Genomic DNA, 19,032 nt, shown 5'->3' on the forward strand with positions numbered 1-19,032 from the left:
CTCGTAAAATGGCCATCATTGAGCCGCCCTCCCTGAATTGTCGGGATGAGCAATCCCCGCATGGCAATCGATACAGGTTTTGCCCCGGGCTGCCATGTCCTGATGATAGTCGCGTGCCTTGGCAGATTGCAGGGCGAGGTCCATCCGCGTCACTGTGTGACAGTCGCGACATTCCTGGGAATCGTTCGCACGCAGGCGCGCAATTTCACGCGCCTTCATTGCGGGTGCGTGGGCTGCATATTTTTCCGGCGTATCAATGACTCCGGTTATTTTGCCCCACACCTCTCGTGAGGCTTCCATTTTGCGCACCATTTTCGGGATAAACGCCTTTGGAATGTGGCAGTCCGCGCAAGTGGCATTAACACCCATGGCGTTGCTGTAATGGCTGGTTTTCTGCAGTTGTGGATAGGTGTTTATCCTTATCTCGTGGCAACTGATACAAAACTCTTCGCTGCTGGTTGCCGCAAGCCCGACATCCATTACCAGCCAGCCGGAGACACCAATAGCCATACCTGCAACCAGTAAAGTCAGCACGGAATAGCGGCGTGACGGTTGCCGCAATGAGCGCAACCACTTCAACAGGTATCGCACGTTCGTGTCCCCATTCTTTGTTATTGGCGGGAGTACTTGTATAAATGACGTTAGCTCACCGCTGCGGCCATGACAAGGGACTCATTTGTGCCAGATCAATGCTTGCAAGTTTTTATCGCCCGGGGCATCTTCTTACCCAGCGCCGGACTGTCGTGTCCGAGCGGTGGAAAAATCGGAGAATAACAAATGCGAATAGAGAAACCTGGTGACTCGGCAGCACGTGCCGGTGTCGCGCGAAATTCGGCGGCAATTGCCCTGTGTGCCATGTTGCCCCTGCTGGTGGCCTGTTCAGATAGTAGCGACAGCCCCGTGCAGCCTCCTGTTGAAGTGGTGCCGGAAGTCGCGCCGTTCCAGGAACTTTACGATCAGGGCATTGATCGTTATCTGGGCATCTACACACCGATGTTATCGGAAACCGATGGCGATATTGTCAATCACAGTTTTGGCTCGGGCGATGGCCCGCTATGCCTCACGGGTGGCGAATATACGATGGCAACCCGCGATACCGGTTCTGAGGATCTGGTTATCTTCCTCCAGGGTGGAGGAGCTTGTTGGTCTGATCTGTGTCTGGCGACGGAGCAGGCGGCTCCAGGCATTCCGCCCTTCGGCATACTCGACCCCGCGCGTGCCGACAACCCGGTGGCGGATTGGAATACGGTCTATCTCCCTTATTGTGACGGGTCCCTGCACGCGGGCGACCAGGATGTTGATACCGACGACGACGGCGAGGCCGATCGCTTTCATCGCGGCCTTCACAATCTTTCTGCATCGCTGGATGTCGCCGTCAGCACGTTTCCGGCGCCGAGGAAAATCCTGTTGACCGGCATCAGTGGTGGTGCTTTTGGTACAACTTACGCAATGCCCCTGGTGCGAAAGCTGTACCCCAATGTGCCCATAGAACTGATCAACGACTCCGGAATCGGCCTTGGCCGGCAGGATGACCGCTCGTTTATCGAGCAGTTGCTTGATGAATGGAATGCCAATGCCTTCTTTCCCGAAAGCTGTGAAACCTGTATTGGAGATGACGGCCACATAACCGATTACCACAAATACCAGTTGTCCGAAGATGATAACTTCCGTCTTGGCATGATGAGCTATACCCGGGATGCGGTGATTGCCGGTGTCTTTGTGAGGATTCCGCCGGAAGAATTTGAGGCGGCTCTTCGCGGCGAACTGGATGATCTTGAAGCGGCCTACCCGGAGCGCGTGCGTTCTTTTGTGGCAACGGGTACCGAGCACACATTCCTGCTCGGCGATCTGCAAAAGACCGGTGGCGGTACAGCGGTAGCCGATTGGGTAAGCGCCATGCTGGAAGGCGCTGGCGGCTGGGAGACCACCCGCGACTGAATACCGGTAAAATCTGCACTCTAGCCCGCTTGCCCCGGGCTATTTTTTTGCCTGACCGGTGCGGGCATGATGACCCGAGAGGGCAGTAATGATGGCTTGCTAGTGCAGTACGCCGATGACCCCAACAATTTTTACTATACCCAGGCCAAATGCAATCGCAACCACCAGCGCTCCCAGCAGGTTGGCGACAGGGCCGTTGATATGCCTGCCAAGCAAACGGCGACTGTTCATCACTACCAGCAGGAATACCGCCACAATGGGCAGTAGCAGTCCGTTGGCAACCTGTGCGAACAAAATGGCGGCCAGTGGTTTGCTGCCGAGCGCGGCAAATGCCGTGCCCGAAAGCAGAACCGTTGCCCACACGGCACGGAAGCCACGCCCGTCAAGGGAATTGCGCCAGCCCATGGCACCACACACCGCATAGGCGGCAGCCAATGGTGCGGTGATGGCGCTGGTAAGGCCACCGGCAAACAGGCCGGCCGCAAAGACGTAGCGTGCTGAAGGCCCGAGCAAGGGCTCCAGTTGTCGGGCCAGGGAGGCACCATCAAAAACCAGCCCGCTGTTGAAGAACGCGGCGGCGGCGGTGCTGAGGATCGCCAGGGTAATCAGCCCACCCAGCCCGATGGACAGGCCACTATCCATACGTGATTCGCGGATAGCCTGGTCAACAGGCACCTGTGCCGACCACTTTTCACGCACCGAATTGGCGTGCAGGAACAGGTTGTAGGGCACAACGGTGGTGCCTATCAGCGCTATCACTGTCATCGTTGAACCCGGTGGCAGGCTTGGCCGGAAAAGGCCGGTGAGTAGTTCTCCCATAGACGGGGCCACCATTACCGCGGTCATCAGGAATACGATGCTCATCAGCAGCACCAGCACGATGAGTGTATTCTCCAGTAGTCGATAACGACCGCTGGAGAGCAGCAATCCGGCCGCGATACCAATCACTAGTGACCAGAACGCTGTTCCCGTGTTGCTCACGGTATTGAGTGCCAGCGCTGCTCCCGCGATATTGCCGGCTTCATAGGCGGCGTTGCCGATGCCGACCGCAGCGACAATGAGTATGACTGCCAGTTTGCCGAACAATGGGCTGTTGAAGCTCGCACGCATGGCCTCGGCCAGCCCCGCCCGGGTGACCAGGCCGAGGCGTGCACTCATTTCCTGCAAAATCATGGTCGCGATCACTGAAAATACCAGTGCCCAGACCAGGGCGAAGCCGAAATGAGCGCCGGCACTGCTGGCTGTGGTAATGGTGCCGGGACCGATGAAGGCGGCGGTGACAAGAATGCCGGGACCAAAGCGGATACCGGTTCCAGGTTTGGGTTTGCTCATGTGTTGCCATGCCGTGAAAGTTGCAAGCAGGGATAGTAGCAGTACTAGGCTGCGGCGTCAGGCTGCTGCTAACATAGTTGCCATGGCCACTAAAACGCCCTTTCCCATGCCTGCGCTGTCCGTATCCGTGGTGCTCCACCACAGTGATCTCGCGCGCCTGGAGACGACACTGCGTACCCTGCTGCGGGCAGCTGTTGTGGCGCGTGATGCCGCAGTGCTGGGTGTTGTCAGTATCTCGATTATTGATAACTCGGTTTCCGACCGGTATCACCAGGCATTGCTGTCTACCCTGGCCGGGCTTGACCCTGTTGCAGCGGGAATAGCCCTGGAGTGCCGGGCATTACCAGCGAATGTGGGTTATGGCGTGGGCCATAATGAAGCATTTCGTGCTACGCAGGGCGATTTTCACTTGGTGCTCAATCCGGATATTGAGCTGGATACGCAGGTCCTTAGCCACGGATTGCAATACCTTGTACAGCGTCCCGGTACGGTACTGGTGTGCCCGCGCGGTATTGACGCCGCGGGTGCTCCGGCCTACCTGAACAAGCGTTACCCCAGCGTGCTGGTGCTGGTTCTTCGTGCGCTTCCGCTGGAGCGCCTGCGGCGCTGTTTTGCCGACCGTCTTGCCGACTATGAAATGCACGACATCGAGTGTGCGGGTGAGGGCGCGACCGTGCGACTGGCAAGCGGATGTTTCATGCTGGTTCGCAGCGCCGCGTTCAGGGCTGTGGGGGGGTTTTATGACCGCTACTTCCTCTATTTTGAAGATTATGATCTGTCCCTGCGTCTCGCCCAACAGGGGGCCATAGAATATTTGCCGGATATGATCGTGCGCCACTACGGTGGCGGCAGTGCGCGCAAAAACTGGCGTCATCGCGGTTGGTTCCTGCGTTCCGGCCTGCGTTTTTTCACCGATCACGGCTGGCGCTGGATATAGCTGCATGCCCGAACCTGTTAGACTAGTCGCTCGTACTGGTCCTGGAATGTGATGTCTACTACCCACGAACTCAATAAGCTTGCCTACTTCGATGCACTCGGGCTGGAGTTGCTGGTGGCGGTCAGGCCATTGCCCGGTGCGGCTGCCAGTGCGCCTCGCTGTATCCTGCAGGTGCCCCCGGTAACGGCGGCGCCGGCCACGGAAAGCACCCCGACGCAGCCCGAAGCACAGATGCCACACATTGAGATGGATAAAGTGCCGGCAGCGCGAACCGCGCCCAGGGCTCCCGGCCCCGCTGGGTCGCCGGCGGCAAACAGGATACGGGAGCCCGCATTCCACATGGCCGCGGTGGTAGCTGGCGGTTGTCTCTGGCTGGATACATTGCCCGCCCCCATACTTCCACCTGACCAGCTGAAACTGATACAGGCCATGGCTCATGCCGTTGCCGGCACACAAGGCCAACCCACGGTTACCCGCTTTGACTGGCCACTGCATGGCAATCGCCAGCTTGATCTTGGTCCTGGCGCCGCCGCAGCAGCGTTGACCAGTTTCGTTCAGCGCCAGTTGCAGCAACATCACTGTCGAGCCCTGGTATTACTGGGGACGGATAGCGGAGACCGTCTGCAGGCCGGCGAGCTGCCGGATATTGCTACCGTGTCAGTACCCCTGGGTTGCGCGGAATTATTGGCGCAGCCCCTGCGCAAACGCGAGGCATGGCTGGCCCTTGAGTCCCTGTGCCGTTAACAACAGAACCGGTGATCCGGCGAGCCGTGCCGGTCGATGCAGCCGGGCTGGCGCGATTGGATGCAGCGGCTGCACCCTGGCCCTGGCGGGAGGAACAGTACCGAAAATCCTGCATGGTCGGGGCGGGCAATGCTGAACAGGCATTATTGCTGGAGCACGATGGTGCGTTGCAGGGTTTTGTCGTGTTTGCCCGCGAGCTGGATGACGGCAGTATCTACAATATTGTGGTCGCAAGCGCAGCTCGCCGCCGGGGTTACGCTGCGTTACTACTTGATGCGGCGATAGTGGCCCTCGCCGATACGGGTGCCCGGCGTTGCCTGCTGGAGGTTCGCAAGTCCAACACAGCCGCCCGCCGTCTTTACGAGCTGGCCGGATTCCACTTTGATGGCGTTCGCCGCAATTATTACCCCCTGCCTGAGGGCAGGGAGGATGCAATACTAATGTCGCGCGATTTATAGGGAGCAGGGCATGAATGTGCTTGAAACCGAGACCTGGTCAATGGCGTTAGCCCCCGAATGGTGGGCTGAGGCGGAAGAGGACGGCACCATCCTGGTGGGTGATGAGGATGATGTAGGCTGTATAGAAATCAATACACTGCACAAGGAAGCCGGCGATTTTGATGCAGCGGAACTGAAGGCCATTGCCACGGCTGAATCCCCGGAGGCCGGGGACTGGCAGCAGGTGCGCCTGGGGGATTTTGGCGGCTGGTATACCGCTTTCACGGAGGGTGATGCCGGAGTGCGCGAATGGTACGTTGCCGCGGGCTCACAGTTACTCTTTATTACCTACAGCTGCGACCTGGATAATGCCGGCATGGATGACTCCGCGGTAGATGCCCTGCTCGACACCCTGGCTGTGTCTTCCGCCACAGAAGTCAGCTGATGGTGCCGGTCACCCGGACGCGTTTTGCGCCCTTGACCGGCGCCGCCCTGAGCGCATCCTGGCGGCGCTTGATTTGCCGGTCCACCAGGTTTTTACCGGCAATAAGCAAGCCGGTAAAGATGAACGCACCCGGTGGCAGGATAGCGAGCAGGAAGGGCTGGTAATCCGCCACCAGTACCCATTTCCAGTTGGCGGCAGCAGGGCCGAACAGCAGGTTCATGTCGGCAAACAGGGCGCCCGTGCCCAGTAGCTCCCGCAGTGCGCCCAGGACGATCAATACCACCCCAAACCCCAGTCCCATACTCAGGCCGTCATAGAACGCGGGCCCGATGGCATGCTTGCTGGCGAAGGCATCGGCGCGACCGAGAATCACACAATTAGTGGTAATCAGAGGCAGGAATATACCCAGGATAAGGTATAACTCATAGGCAAAGGCCTGCATCAAAAGCTCAGTGCAGGTCACCGCCGACGCAATGATCATCACGAACACCGGTAACCTGACCGCGTCGGACACGACATTACGGATTATGGATACCGCGGTATTTGAGCAGATCAGCACCAGGGTAGTTGCCGCCGCAAGCCCCAGTGCATTGACGACACTACCGGTGACCGCCAGTAGCGGGCAGAGGCCGAGTAGCTGCACAATGGCCGGGTTATTCTTCCATAAGCCATTGAGAGTGAGCTCGCCGTAGCTGGGGGTTTTCATGCCTGGTCTCCCGTCGCCGGCTTGTCGGCCGGGGTTGCAAATACAATAGCACGATGGCTTTCGACGAATAACAGTGCTCGCAGCACTCCGGCTACCACAGCCCGGGGGGTAATGGTGGCCCCGGTAAACTGGTCAAAGACCCCTCCGTCCTTTTTAACCCCCCAGCGCTGAGGTGGCGGGCTGTCCAGTGAGCGGCCGTTGAAATCCAGTATCCAGTCCGATTTCCTGAGATCGATTTTATCGCCCAGGCCCGGCGTCTCCCGGTGGTTCAAAGCCCGTACCCCGGCGATACTGCCATCACGGTTAACGCCGACAATCAGTTCAATATCCCCGCTGTAACCATCCCGGACCAGCACCGGGACAATCACTGCCACCGCCTTGTCACCCTGTCTGGCAATATATAGCTGTCGATCTTCACGCAGGCCCAGCCCGGGAGTATCAGCCGGTAACGGCAGGGTGTCATCGAGCATGCTGTTATCGTGGCGTTCCCGAGGCACGACTTCCAGTAAAGCCCTTTGCTCTGCCTGGCGTCGTTCCTGGGCGATGGTATCCCGGGTCAGCAGGTAGGTGCCGGTGATCAGCAGTGCGGTAACCAGGGCAAAAAGCGCCAGTAAGGCACTATTGCGGGTAATGGATTGCCCAAGCATGCGCATCAGGGTTGGCCTCCGGATTTGGAGTGCCCGTAACTGCGCGGCTGGGTGTAATGATCGATAAAGGGCGCTGAAAAATTGGCGACCAGAACAGCAAAGGCGACCGCGTCGGGGTAGTTACCCCAGGCGCGGATGAGATACACCAGCGTGCCGATCAGGGCACCGAAAATCAAGCGTCCGCGCACCGAGACAGCCGATGAAACGGGGTCGGTGATAATGAAAAATGCCCCGAACATGGTGGCGCCGCTGAGCAGGTGAAAGAGGGGGGAGCCGCCGCTTGCGGAGCTGCCGCCGTCGTAGAACAGGGCTGCCATCAAGCCCAGTGAGGCCAGCATGGCCACAGGTGCGTGCCAGCTGAATACCCGCCGGTAAAGCAGCCACAGGCCCCCCGCCAGAAACGCCAGGTTCACCCATTCCCAGCCAATACCCGCCCAGCGCCCAAAGAGAGGGTCGCGCCACAAATCTTCCAGTAACAGGCTATTGTTCTGGCGGACCATGTCCAGCGGTGTCGCCATGGTGACAGCGTCGTACTGTGCTGGAAGAAAACAGGCCTGCAGTGCCTGCAGCAGTCCCGGCACCTCTCCCAGCCCGCGTGGTGGCGCCCAAGCGGTCATTTGTACCGGGAATGAAATGAGCAGTACCACATAGCCGACCATGGCAGGGTTGAAGGGATTGTAGCCAAGCCCTCCGTACAGGTGCTTGGCCATCAGAATGGCGGATGCCACCCCTATTGCGATCAGCCACCAGGGCGCATAGGGCGGTAATGCTATGCCCAGCAACGTGGCGGTCACCAGGGCGCTGTAATCCTGCAAATAGAAACCCAGTGGCTTGCGACGTAAAGTCAGCGCCAGGGCCTCGCAGGCAACGGCGACCAGGCTGGCCCAGATAATGTTGACCAGGCTGCCGAAGCCGAAAAACCAGGTCAACGCTATTACGCCCGGCACCGTGGCGATTAATACCCGCCGCATTACCGAGGCAGTACTGTCGCTCCCGTGGGCGTGGGGTGAACTGATCCGGATCAATGTCATCAGGGTGTTTCCCGCTCTGCTGGCGACTGTTCAGCGGCGGAGATCCTGTCCCGCAATCGCTGTACAGTGGCCTCCAGTGCGGTCACGATTTTATTGTCTTCGCCAGCTTCGCGGCTTAATGCCAGCCGTTGCTCTGTCTTTGCCAGTTTTTCCCGCAGGGCTGCCAGCTGTTTCACACCGCCGTCCGGCGTATTGGCGGGGGCTGTACCCTGTTGTGCCGTTTTCCGGGCCCTGGCCCGTTCAATCGCGGCCTGCACCGGATCTTCATCCCCACCTTCGGCGGCCAGCTCAGCGCGCTTTTCGGCCGCCTGTTTGCGGGCAGCCCGTTTCGCTTCGCGCTCGGCTTCTTCCCGGGCGATCCGCTCTTGTCGCGCTTCAAAACGCAGGCGGGCCTGCTCTGATTTTTCGTGGTCGCGGCGCTGCTTGACTATGTCTGCTTTCGCCGCCCGGTAATATTGCACCAGCGGGATATGACTGGGGCATACCCAGGAACAGGCGCCGCATTCAATACAGTCGAACAGGTTGTGCTGTTCAAGCTTGTCAAATTCCTTGCCCTGGGCGAACCAGAACAACTGCTGGGGTAAGAGGCTGGCGGGGCAGGCCTGGGCGCACAGGCCACAGCGTATGCAGGGCTGGGCGGGTGGCGGCGTGGGCATTTCCCGGGTCGTCGGCGCCAGCACGCAGTTGGTGGTCTTGACCACCGGAACCTCGGCTCCGCTAACAGTGAACCCCATCATTGGCCCGCCCATGATGAGGCGTTCGCACTTTTCGGCGCTGAAGCCCGCCAGTGCCAGCAGATGAGCCATGGGGGTGCCCAGCAGCACCTCAAAGTTCCCGGGGGCGGTTACCGCATCGCCGGTAACCGTGGTGATACGTGAAATCAACGGGCGCCCGTAAATGACAGCATTTCGTACTGCCACCGCCGTGCCCACGTTCTGGCAGATGACACCGATATCGGCGGGCAAGCCCCCGCTGGGGACCTGTTTGCCAGTAAGGATTTCAATCAATTGTTTCTCGCCACCAGAGGGGTACTTGGTGGGGAAAGTGATGATTTCAACATCGCTGCCCGCTGCTGCAGTCTTGAGTGCGGCGATGGCTGCCGGCTTGTTATCCTCAATCCCGAACAGGATTTCCTGGGGCTTGAGGATATGGCGCATAATGTCAACGCCAGCGAGGATGTCGGCGGCGCGCTCCTGCATCAGGATATCATCCGCGGTAATGTACGGCTCGCACTCGGTGCCATTGATGATCAGGGTAGTGATGCCGGCGCCGGGTTTGCCCGCCAGTTTTACCGCGGTCGGGAAGCCTGCGCCGCCCATGCCGGCTATACCGGCACTACGGATTTTCTCGAGTAGTGCCGATGGCTCGCAAGCCCGGTAATTCCGGATGCCGCTGGGTTCCTCCACCCATTCATCACGGCCATCGCACTCAATGACGACACAGGGCGCACTGTAACCTGAAGGGTGGGGTACCGGTCGATCTTCTATCGCCAGTATCTGGCCCGAGCTGGGTGCATGCAGCGGTACGCTGACATGACCGGCAGCCGAGGCAATCAGCTGTCCCTTGAGAACCCGGTCGCCCGGGCTTACTAAAGGCTGTGAGGGTGCGCCAATGTGTTGCGCCAGCGGCAGGATCAGCTGGGAGGGAATACCGGCAGGACGTATTCCGGTGGCAAGCGACTGGAGCTTGTTCTCCGCCGGGTGAATGCCACCATGAAAATCATGGATCCGCCTCATGCCGCGCGCTCTTCCGGGGAAGCGTCCGAGGCAATGACGTCGAGGTTGCGGCTGGCAGTTTGCGGCAATGGCCAGTGCCAGGACTGCAGGCCCTCTTCTACCGGAATCATGTCAATACAGTCGACCGGGCAAGGTTCAACGCAGAGGTCACAGCCGGTGCATTCACTGGCGATTACAGTATGCATCTGCTTGGCGGCGCCGAGGATTGCGTCCACCGGGCAGGCCTGGATGCACTTGGTGCAGCCGATGCATTCATCTTCACGAATATAAGCCACGGTTTTGGCTTTTTCCTCCCCGTGTTCTTCATCCAGTACCGGGGCCTCTACGTCCAGCAAGTCTGCCAGCGCCTGGATTGTGGCCTGGCCTCCGGGCGGGCACTTGTTGATGGCCTCGCCGTTGGCAATGGCCTCGGCATAGGGCCGGCAGCCGGGGTACCCGCACTGGCCGCACTGGGTCTGGGGTAGAATTTCGTTAATCTGGTCGGCGATGGGATTGCCTTCGGTACGAAAACGTACCGCGGCGTAACCCAGCAGTGCACCGAAGGGTGCTCCCAGGCCAACCAGGGCAACAAGTGCAGCAAGCAGCGGGTATTGTGCTATCAGTTCGACCATATTCATACCAACCCGGCAAAGCCCATAAAGGCCAGCGCCATCATGCCGGCGGTGACCATACCAATGGCCGCACCCTCGAAGGGTTCCGGTACATCCGCGACCGCCAGCCGCTCACGCAAGGCGGCAAACAAAACCAGCACCAGGGAAAAACCCAGGGCTGCGCCAAAACCGTAAAACAGCGACTGCAAAAAGTTGTGATCCTTATTGAGATTGAGCAGGGCTACCCCCAATACCGCGCAGTTGGTGGTAATCAGGGGCAGATACACACCCAGCACCCGATGAAGGAGCGGGCTGCTCTTGCGCACCACCATCTCGGTAAACTGGACCACAACCGCAATCACCAGGATAAAGGAGATGGTACGCAGGTATTCGAGCCCCAGCGGCTCCAACAGCAGGTTGTAGGTCAGGTGGCTGCAGGCAGAGGCGAGGGTGAGGACAAAGGTCGTTGCCATGGACATCCCCATGGCGGTTTCCAGTTTATTGGAGACACCCATGAAGGGGCACAATCCGAGGAATTGCACCAACACAAAATTGTTGACCAGGATGGCGCTGATCAACAGGATGGAGTAGTCCGCTAGCACAGTGTGTGTCGCCCGATCTCGCCGTCATGTGGCCGGTAATGGTAAGGAGTTATCCTGGAGGAAACAATCATCTGTCGAGGATAAGCTTATAACCGGTTTTTGCGCTACGCCAGCTCACGATTCAGGTTTGTTCGGCACGGGTATCTTCGGCGCTTGCCGCCAGCATGGCCTCTATCTGCGCTGGATCTATCCGGGTCAGCAGCGGCTTGAACGTGGCCAGCTGGTGATCCAGCAGGGGGCCGTTGAGGGCTGTCCAGTCCAGTGAGCAGTTAAGGAAAGCCTCTGCCTTGTCGGCCATGGCGGGCAATACCGGCTTGAGGTAGGTCAATAGTACCCGAAACAGGTTGATGCCCACGCTGCATATGGCGTGCACGTCCTTTTCGCGACCGGGCTCCCTGGCGAGCACCCAGGGCTTGTGCTCGTCAATATACTGGTTGGCGCGATCAGCCAGCGCGACGATGCTGCGTACCGCCTTACTGTATTCGCGCTGCTCGAAAAGCAGGGCTATAGCATCGCCCGCGGCCATGAAATCCGCCAGCATGGCCGGTTCCGCGCAGGTTGCGGCAGTCCGGTTGTCAAAACCCTTGCGCAGGAAACCGGCGCAGCGGCTGGCAATATTGACAATCTTGCCGACCACATCGGCATTTACCCGCTGCACAAAGTCCTCCAGGTTGAGGTCTATATCGTCTACCGCGGCACTGAGCTTGGCGGCGAAATAATAGCGCAGGTATTCGGCATCCAGGTGCTGAAGGTAGGTGCCCGCCTTGATAAAGGTGCCGCGACTCTTGGACATTTTGGTGCCGTTTACCGTCAGGAAGCCGTGGGCATAAATGGCGCTCGGTGTGCGCAGGCCGGCGGAGTGCAGCATGGCCGGCCAGAACAGGCCGTGGAAATTAATGATGTCCTTGCCGATAAAGTGGTAGAGCTCGGTGTCCGCATCCTGCTGCCAGTAGCGATCGAAATCGCGCCCGCTGCGGTTACAGTAATTCTCGAAGCTGGCGATATAGCCGATCGGTGCATCCAGCCAGACATAAAAGTATTTGCCGGGCTCATCGGGGATCTCGAAACCGAAATAGGGCGCATCGCGACTGATGTCCCATTCCTGCAGGCCGGCGTCGGTCCACTCGCGCAATTTATTGGCCACCTGTGGCTGTAAAGTGCCCGAGTCAATCCACTTCTTGAGCATATCCGCAAGGGCCGGAAGGGTGAAAAAGAAGTGGATGGAATCCTTTTGTATGGGCGTTGCACCGGATATCGCCGATACCGGGTCGATCAGGTCGGTGGGACTGTAAGTGGCGCCGCAGGCTTCACAATTGTCACCATACTGGTCGGGTACCTTGCAGCGAGGACAAGTACCCTTGATGAAGCGCTCTGCTAAAAAGAGTTGTTTCTCCGGGTCGAAGGCCTGGGTGACAGTGTGGCTGGCGATGTGTCCATTGGCTTTCAGGCGTCGATAGATTTCCTCGCTCCAATACCTGTTTTCCGCGGAATGGGTCGTGTAATAGTTATCAAAGCCGATCATGAAGCCGGCGCTGTCGTGCTCGTGCTCCCGGCGAATGCTGTCAATCTGCTCTTCCGGTGTAATTCCGCGCTTTTCCGCGGTCAGCATGATCGCCGTACCGTGGGCGTCATCCGCGCACACGTATACGCAATCATGGCCCCTGGACTTCTGGAACCTGACCCAGATATCGGTTTGCACCTGCTCCAGCAAGTGTCCCAGGTGCAGGGAGCCATTGGCGTAGGGCAGGGCGCTGGTCACCAGTATTGTGCGGGCGGGAGTGTCAGCCATCGGGTCGGGGAATCCATCATTGCAAAAAAGGGGCGCTACTATAGCGTTTTTGCCGTCAGCTTTCACTTCCGCGATTGAGGGGCGTGAATCCAGCGCAATCGCAGTATTGCCTCCCGCGTGCAAGCGGCGGCCCGCTGGCATTGTCGTGGCCTTTGCAACTGCCTATACTGGCGTCTCAGTTACCCGCTGCAGCGACAGTCAGCTGCACATTTTGCCGGACTCACGACACTCATGAATACAATCAGGCACATTATTGCCGTAGCCTCGGGCAAGGGCGGTGTGGGCAAGTCAACTACTGCCGTTAATCTTGCCCTGGCGCTGCAGGCGCTGGGCGCGCGGACAGGTCTTCTGGATGCGGATATCTACGGACCCAGCCAGCAGCGCATGCTCGGTATCGACGATGGGGTCAAGCCAGAGCAGCAGGGTGGGCAGTTCCTGTTGCCGGTTATGGCGCACGGCCTCAAAACCATGTCCATGGCCTATCTTTCCAGCGAGCGCACACCTATGGTGTGGCGCGGCCCGATGGCGGGTAGCGCGCTGGTACAGATGCTGGAGCAGACCCTGTGGGGCGAACTGGACTACCTGGTAATTGATATGCCCCCGGGCACCGGTGACATCCAGCTGACCCTCTCGCAAAAGGCGACGGTGGCGGGCGCGGTAATTGTTACCACGCCCCAGGACATTGCGTTACTGGATGCCCGCAAGGGTATTGAGATGTTTCGCAAGGTGGACGTGCCGATCCTGGGCATTGTTGAGAATATGGCTGTACATATCTGCAGCCAGTGCGGCCATGCCGAGCATATCTTCGGTACGGCCGGCGGCGAGCAGGTGGCCCGGGATTACGGGGTGCCGTTACTGGCCAGCCTGCCCCTGGCACTGTCCATTCGAGAGCAGACCGACGCGGGTACGCCCACCGTAGCGGTGGCGCCGGAGTCCCCGGAGGCCGCACTTTACATGCAGGCAGCCCGGGCGATTCAAGCCGCCCTTGAGCAGCACGATTCCGGAGCAGTGCGCGAGTTCCCGGAAATTACCATTTCTGACGACTAACGGGAGCGAACAGGCGAGTGAGTATCAAGGCAGACAAATGGATTCGCCGGATGGCGATTGCGAACAACATGATCGAACCCTTCGAGCCCGGTCAAGTGCGTAGCCGGGGCGAGCAACGGCTCATTTCCTACGGCACCTCAAGTTATGGTTACGATGTGCGCTGCTCCGATCACTTCAAGGTATTCACCAATATCAACTCCGCGACAGTGGACCCCAAGGCCTTTGACGAGAGCAGCTTTGTGGATGTCCGGGGTGACGTTTGTGTTATCCCCCCAAACTCCTTTGCCCTGGCCAGTACGGTTGAGTATTTCCGCATTCCGCGCAATGTGTTGACGATCTGCCTGGGTAAGTCGACCTACGCCCGGTGCGGGATTATTGTCAATGTGACTCCCCTTGAGCCGGAGTGGGAGGGGCACGTCACCCTTGAGTTTTCCAATACCACGACCTTGCCGGCGAAGATTTATGCCAATGAGGGGGTGGCGCAAATGCTGTTCTTTGAATCGGATGAAGTCTGTGAGGTGAGCTATCTCGACCGTGCAGGCAAATACCAGGGGCAACGCGGCGTTACCCTGCCCCTGGCCTGATCAGCTTTCGCTGGTGCTGGTATGCTCAAGCGGGACGCCAGCAATATTACCGCTGGTGAGGGTGATTTCCACCGGCTTGTCGTCCTCGACGTGCAGCGTTTTAACCATCAGGTAATCCCAGCCCGGCGCGAGCCAGATGTGCGAGGCGCGATCGGGGTCATCGTGCAGGCGTTCAAAGTGCAGGGTATTGACCAGGCCCAGTTGGGTCTCGATAAGCTCATCCCCGACAAATACCAGTTGGTAGTCCTTGACCCGGCTGCCATCGGCAATACGGATGTCGAGGTCCTGCCTGGGTTCGTCGGCGGTCAGCAGGGTCAGTCGCAACTGTTCCTGCTGGCTCATGCGGTCGAGAGTGCCTTCGGTGTAAGGCAGCTCATACCACTCGTCCTTGTACAGGCTACGTATGGTGTCCGAGCCGGGAACGAAGTGCACTTCCCTGCGCCGATTGATCAGCCCCGTTCCCTGGTAGACATAAGATCCCGGTTGTATCTGGCCGTCATTGATGGTGAATACGCTGACTTCATGAAAGCCCACGACCAGTAACTTGCCGCCGTTAGTCAGAGTGTAGTGACCCTCGCCATCGGTTTCCAGTTCGCGCTCAAGGGTAAGGCTCATGCCCCGGGCGGTTGTGCGATATTCTGCGTAGTAAGGCTTCAGGGCAGTGGCTGCGCCGGAATCAGTGGCCTGGGCGCCCATTGCGATGATCAGCAGTAATATCCCGGACAGCGTTCTCCGGCCTGTACGCAATGCCAGTGGCAGGAATCTTCTGGCCATCAAGATATGCTCCTTGTTCGGTTAACGAGAGCCGTCCTTGCAGGAACCACAGCGCCGCCAACGGGTAAATGACATGCTCAAGTGCCACAACCCGGGTGGCGAGGGTTTCAGCGGTATCCCGGGGTACTATTGGCACCCGGGCCTGCAGTATCGGAGGACCGCCATCCAGCGCCGGGGTGACAAAGTGCACTGTTGCACCGGCTTCCCTGTCGCCGGCTTCAAGTGCCCGCTTGTGAGTGTGCAGACCCGGATACTTCGGCAACAATGACGGATGAATGTTCAATAATCTACCCGTAAAAGGTGTGATAAATACCGGAGTCAGGATGCGCATGAAGCCGGCCAGGATCACCAGGTCCGGGGCGTATCGCTGCACGCAGGCCACCAGCGCCGTATCGAACGCCTCCCGGTCGGAGTAGTCCCCGTGCTCGATACACGCGGTATCAATGCCCGCAGCACGGGCAATATCGAGGCCGCTGGCGTCTGCGCGATTACTTGCTACCAGGCAAATGTCGGCGTCAAGTTCTCCCCGTTGGCAGGCGGCGATAAAAGCCTGCATGTTGGAGCCCCTGCCTGATATCAGGATGGCGATTCGGGATCGGGCAGAGCTTGTCTGCATTAATCGAGATCCACCCCGCGCTCGCCGCTGCTCACCGTACCCAGCTGCCAGGCTTCGAGGCCGCTGGCTGCGAGTGCCGCCAGCGCCGGCTGCACTGCTTCCCGGGCGACACAAAGAACCATCCCCACGCCGCAATTGAAGGTCCGGTACATTTCGGTGGTGGTGACGTTGCCCTGTTCCTGCAACCAGTCAAATATGGCGGGCCACCGCCAGCTTGCGGTATTCACTGTGGCGCGACATCCCTCGGGGAGCACCCGTGGCAGGTTTTCCGGTAGTCCCCCCCCGGTAACATGGCACAGCGCCTTGATTTCCACGTGCCTGAACAGGTCGAGCAGTGGTTTCACGTAAATTGTGGTGGGTGTCAGCAGGGTTTGCCCCAGGGTAGAGTCGCCAAAGCCCTGCTGGAGGTCGGCGTTGCTGACCTCCAGTATCTTGCGGATCAGGGAATAGCCATTGGAGTGCGGCCCGCTGCTGGCAATGCCCAGCAGGCAGTCTCCCGCTGCGACTTTGCTACCGTCGATAATGGCGGATTTCTCGACTACGCCAACGCAGAATCCGGCAAGGTCATAATCCTCACCCTCATACATGCCGGGCATTTCCGCGGTTTCTCCGCCAACGAGAGCGCAGCCGGCAAGTTCGCAGCCCGCTCCGATGCCGGTAATAACGGACGCTGCGGTATCGATATCCAGCGCGCCGGTGGCGTAATAGTCAAGAAAGAACAGGGGCTCAGCGCCTGCGACCACCAGGTCATTGACGCACATTGCCACAAGGTCAATGCCAATGGTGTCGTGAATGCCCATGGTCATCGCCAGGCGCAGTTTCGTGCCCACGCCATCCGTACCCGACACCAATACCGGTTGGGAGTAGCCTGCCGGTATTTCGCACAGGGCGCCAAACCCACCCAGTCCGCCGAGTACTTCGGGCCGAAAGGTGCGGTGCGAAACGCCTTTGATACGCTCAACCAGGGCGTTGCCGGCATCAATGTTAACGCCGGCATCCTGGTAGCTCAGTGAAGTGCCTCTGTCGTCTGTAGTCATGGGAATCCGGGTCCGGTTTCAGGCTTGGTGAACTGCATCTGCAGGGGGCGCATAGTCTAGCTGGAAATGCCGCGTAGTTCACCTTACCGGAAATTTTCACGCAATCCTGTCCGCAGCCTGTGTGGCTGTTACAATAGCGGCCCTATTTCCTGCTGCGGAGTGCGGCCTTGATCAGTCTCCTGTTGCGCCTGACCTGCCTGGTCGTCCTGCTGGCGCCCCCCGTTGTCGCCACCGAACTGGTGCGCGATCTTTATATTGCCGAAGTTCCGGTGACTGACCGCGGTGCCGCGGAACTGGACAAAGCCGCCGCCGAGGGGCTGGCGCAAGTGCTGGTCAAGGTGTCCGGTACCGAAGGGGTGCTGGCTTTGCCGGCGGTAGAGAATGCTTTGCCGGTAGCGCGTGAGCAGATGTTGCAGTATTCCTATACGCGGGCCACAAATGCCGATACTGGCGAGCAGGCACTGGCGGCACGCGTTGAATTTGAGCCTTCCCTGGTGCGTCAGTTGCTGGCTACCGCGGGTGCGCCAATGTGGACCGCCACCCGTCCCGTGGTATTGGTGTGGGTGGTGAAGGACGGTGTGAACGGACGCCATTTCGTTAATTCCGATACGGATCCCGAACTGGTGGCGGAACTGGCCCGGGCCTTTCACCGCAGAGGTGTGCCAGTGCGGCTGCCGCTGTTTGACCTGGAAGATACTGCGTCGATTGACCCCGATCAGGCCTGGAGTCTTGCGGCCGGCCCGTTGCGGGCCGCTTCCAGCCGCTATGGTGCAACCGAGATACTGGCGGGAAGAGTGGCGATGTTATCTTCGGGCGATCTCGTCGGCGACTGGTTGCAGTTATCGGGCAACAATCGTACCGAGCGGGGTGTGACCAGGGCGAGTCGCAGGGAATTCGCACAGCAGGGCGCCGCGCTGGTTGCCGAGAGTATGGCTTCGCGTTACGCATTGCCGGTACAACCTGGTGCCAACCTGACGATGACGGTTAGTGGCGTTAACAGTTATGCCGACTACGCAAGTATTGTCGCCTGGCTGGAGAGCCTGGAGCCTATTGAACAGGCTAGTGTCACCAGTATTCGTGCCGACGTCGTGAGTCTGCAATTGACGGCGAGCGCCATTGCCAGGCAGCTGGCCCCCGTCATTGAGCTGAATTCACGTCTGGCGCCAGTCAAAGCCGAGCGTGACGCGAGCGAGCCCTTGAGTTACCGATGGCAGAATTGATGGTTGCAGACGGGCGCGCACAACAGCTGGCACTGAATATGCGGTTGCGAGACGATGCGAGCCTCGAAAGCTTTCTCGCTACGGCCGCCCAGGAAACGATGCTGGCCGCTCTGAGGCAGCAGCCCGCGCAGGGAGGCGAAGCGGCTATTTTTCTCCATGGCGCTATCGATACCGGGAAATCCCACCTGTTACAGGCAGCTTGCCAGCTCGCAGGCCCCGGAGGCTGCTATCTGCCATTGCGGGATCTGGTCCTGTTTCCGCCGGATGAAGTCCTGGAAGGGCTGGAAAATCGTCGGCTGGTCTGTCTTGATGACATTGATGCGGTTCTCGGTCGCGACGACTGGGAGCAGGCGCTATTTCATTTTTACAACCGCGCCAGGGCCCGCGACTGCCGGTTGCTAATCAGTGGCAACGCTGCGCCGCGCGCCCTGGCGGTAGGTTTGCCCGATCTGCGTTCGCGCTTGAGCTGGGGTGTGGTGTTCCAGCTGGCCGTGCCGGGCGACGAATACAAACAGGCTATACTGCAGTTTCTGGCCCTTCGCCGCGGCTTGCAAATGCCGGACGAAGTGAGTCGCTTGCTGGTCACCAGGGCGCCGCGAAGATTGCGTGACCTGGTTGATTTGCTGGAAAAGCTCGATAGCAGCTCCCTTGCCGAGCAACGTCCGTTGACGGTACCTTTCGTCAAACAGGTACTTGGTCTATGATTCTGGAGCGGTCGTATTGGCTTATGCTGAAAAAGACCGTAATTATTAACGATCACAGAAGTGGATTCGGCTGTGGGGATTGGTATCCTGCCCCGCTGATATGAGAGCAAGGGTTC

At 59.2% G+C, this 19,032-nt stretch carries 20 protein-coding genes and 1 pseudogene; 9 read left to right on the forward strand and 12 right to left on the reverse strand.

From position 1 onward, the window contains the following. Window positions 1–15: 15 nt before the first annotated feature. Window positions 16–591 carry a NapC/NirT family cytochrome c gene (locus tag CWI75_RS12380; RefSeq protein WP_206604723.1) on the reverse strand — a complete coding sequence of 192 codons (576 nt, stop codon included), beginning with the start codon at window positions 589–591 and terminating at the stop codon, window positions 16–18. A 186-nt stretch (window positions 592–777) separates the two neighbouring features. Between CWI75_RS12380 and CWI75_RS12385 the strand changes: the two genes are divergently transcribed. Further along, on the forward strand, window positions 778–1,938 hold the full coding sequence (locus tag CWI75_RS12385; protein ID WP_241521202.1) for a pectinacetylesterase family protein: 1,161 nt from the start codon (window positions 778–780) through the stop codon (window positions 1,936–1,938). A gap of 99 nt (window positions 1,939–2,037) precedes the next feature. Here CWI75_RS12385 and CWI75_RS12390 read toward each other — a convergent pair whose 3' ends face one another. Next, entirely contained in the window at window positions 2,038–3,270 is a 1,233-nt protein-coding gene (locus CWI75_RS12390; RefSeq protein WP_101521835.1) for an Nramp family divalent metal transporter, read from the reverse strand. A gap of 82 nt (window positions 3,271–3,352) precedes the next feature. Between CWI75_RS12390 and CWI75_RS12395 the strand changes: the two genes are divergently transcribed. Genes CWI75_RS12395 through CWI75_RS12410 form a run of 4 tightly spaced genes read left to right on the forward strand, consistent with a single transcriptional unit; the run spans window position 3,353 to window position 5,833 of the window. Beyond that, window positions 3,353–4,207 (forward strand): glycosyltransferase family 2 protein, encoded by an 855-nt coding sequence (locus tag CWI75_RS12395; protein ID WP_162300071.1) that lies wholly within the window; start codon window positions 3,353–3,355, stop codon window positions 4,205–4,207. Between the two features lie 51 nt (window positions 4,208–4,258). Beyond that, on the forward strand, window positions 4,259–4,951 hold the full coding sequence (locus CWI75_RS12400; RefSeq protein ID WP_101521836.1) for a hypothetical protein: 693 nt from the start codon (window positions 4,259–4,261) through the stop codon (window positions 4,949–4,951). Further along, entirely contained in the window at window positions 4,942–5,409 is a 468-nt protein-coding gene (gene rimI / locus CWI75_RS12405) for a ribosomal protein S18-alanine N-acetyltransferase (RefSeq protein ID WP_101521837.1), read from the forward strand. Before CWI75_RS12400 ends, rimI begins: the two co-directional genes overlap by 10 nt. Before the next feature lie 10 nt (window positions 5,410–5,419). Continuing rightward, the gene (locus tag CWI75_RS12410; RefSeq protein WP_206604724.1) at window positions 5,420–5,833 is read left to right on the forward strand and encodes a hypothetical protein; all 414 of its coding nucleotides are present in this window, start codon (window positions 5,420–5,422) and stop codon (window positions 5,831–5,833) included. On the opposite strand, the gene CWI75_RS12415 is transcribed toward CWI75_RS12410, so the two are convergent. The 7 genes and pseudogenes from CWI75_RS12415 to metG all read right to left on the reverse strand — a co-directional run. Then, window positions 5,826–6,539, reverse strand: coding sequence for an electron transport complex subunit E (locus CWI75_RS12415; RefSeq protein WP_101521838.1), 714 nt, complete (start codon window positions 6,537–6,539; stop codon window positions 5,826–5,828). The genes CWI75_RS12410 and CWI75_RS12415 overlap by 8 nt on opposite strands. After that, window positions 6,536–7,186, reverse strand: coding sequence for an electron transport complex subunit RsxG (gene rsxG / locus CWI75_RS12420; RefSeq protein ID WP_101521996.1), 651 nt, complete (start codon window positions 7,184–7,186; stop codon window positions 6,536–6,538). The genes CWI75_RS12415 and rsxG overlap by 4 nt, the downstream gene beginning before the upstream one ends. A gap of 5 nt (window positions 7,187–7,191) precedes the next feature. Continuing rightward, complete coding sequence (gene rsxD / locus CWI75_RS12425) at window positions 7,192–8,217, reverse strand: electron transport complex subunit RsxD (protein ID WP_101521839.1); 1,026 nt, start codon at window positions 8,215–8,217, stop codon at window positions 7,192–7,194. Continuing rightward, window positions 8,217–9,953: an electron transport complex subunit RsxC gene (rsxC, locus tag CWI75_RS12430; protein ID WP_101521840.1), complete on the reverse strand. Its 1,737-nt coding sequence runs from the start codon at window positions 9,951–9,953 to the stop codon at window positions 8,217–8,219. The genes rsxD and rsxC overlap by 1 nt, the downstream gene beginning before the upstream one ends. Then, window positions 9,950–10,564, reverse strand: a complete 615-nt coding sequence (gene rsxB / locus CWI75_RS12435; RefSeq protein WP_101521997.1) for an electron transport complex subunit RsxB — start codon at window positions 10,562–10,564, stop codon at window positions 9,950–9,952. The genes rsxC and rsxB overlap by 4 nt, the downstream gene beginning before the upstream one ends. Window positions 10,565–10,566: 2 nt before the next feature. Then, window positions 10,567–11,145 (reverse strand): electron transport complex subunit RsxA, encoded by a 579-nt coding sequence (rsxA, locus tag CWI75_RS12440; RefSeq protein WP_101521841.1) that lies wholly within the window; start codon window positions 11,143–11,145, stop codon window positions 10,567–10,569. A 142-nt stretch (window positions 11,146–11,287) separates the two neighbouring features. After that, window positions 11,288–12,934: pseudogene (gene metG, locus CWI75_RS12445) on the reverse strand (methionine--tRNA ligase); the annotation flags it as partial. Window positions 12,935–13,051: 117 nt separating this feature from the next. Between metG and apbC the strand changes: the two are divergent. Both apbC and dcd read left to right on the forward strand, forming a co-directional pair. Beyond that, window positions 13,052–13,981, forward strand: a complete 930-nt coding sequence (gene apbC, locus CWI75_RS12450; protein ID WP_277621766.1) for an iron-sulfur cluster carrier protein ApbC — start codon at window positions 13,052–13,054, stop codon at window positions 13,979–13,981. Between the two features lie 17 nt (window positions 13,982–13,998). Then, window positions 13,999–14,565: a dCTP deaminase gene (gene dcd / locus CWI75_RS12455; RefSeq protein ID WP_101521843.1), complete on the forward strand. Its 567-nt coding sequence runs from the start codon at window positions 13,999–14,001 to the stop codon at window positions 14,563–14,565. Here dcd and CWI75_RS12460 read toward each other — a convergent pair whose 3' ends face one another. The 3 genes from CWI75_RS12460 to purM are packed head-to-tail and all read right to left on the reverse strand — an operon-like array spanning window position 14,566 to window position 16,992. Beyond that, a complete protein-coding gene (locus tag CWI75_RS12460) occupies window positions 14,566–15,339 on the reverse strand; it encodes a DUF3108 domain-containing protein (protein WP_241521203.1) in 774 nt (257 codons plus the stop codon). It abuts the gene before it with no gap. Next, complete coding sequence (gene purN, locus CWI75_RS12465) at window positions 15,242–15,955, reverse strand: phosphoribosylglycinamide formyltransferase (RefSeq protein WP_101521845.1); 714 nt, start codon at window positions 15,953–15,955, stop codon at window positions 15,242–15,244. The genes CWI75_RS12460 and purN overlap by 98 nt, the downstream gene beginning before the upstream one ends. Beyond that, complete coding sequence (gene purM, locus CWI75_RS12470) at window positions 15,955–16,992, reverse strand: phosphoribosylformylglycinamidine cyclo-ligase (protein WP_101521846.1); 1,038 nt, start codon at window positions 16,990–16,992, stop codon at window positions 15,955–15,957. The genes purN and purM overlap by 1 nt, the downstream gene beginning before the upstream one ends. A gap of 167 nt (window positions 16,993–17,159) precedes the next feature. Here purM and CWI75_RS12475 point away from each other — a divergent pair, with 167 nt between their 5' ends. Beyond that, window positions 17,160–18,212 (forward strand): DUF2066 domain-containing protein, encoded by a 1,053-nt coding sequence (locus CWI75_RS12475; RefSeq protein WP_162300072.1) that lies wholly within the window; start codon window positions 17,160–17,162, stop codon window positions 18,210–18,212. Further along, window positions 18,200–18,916: a DnaA regulatory inactivator Hda gene (hda, locus tag CWI75_RS12480; protein ID WP_241521204.1), complete on the forward strand. Its 717-nt coding sequence runs from the start codon at window positions 18,200–18,202 to the stop codon at window positions 18,914–18,916. Before CWI75_RS12475 ends, hda begins: the two co-directional genes overlap by 13 nt. Window positions 18,917–19,032 lie beyond the last annotated feature (116 nt).

It is taken from the genome of Kineobactrum sediminis (assembly GCF_002868715.1).
GTDB lineage: Bacteria > Pseudomonadota > Gammaproteobacteria > Pseudomonadales > Halieaceae > Kineobactrum > Kineobactrum sediminis.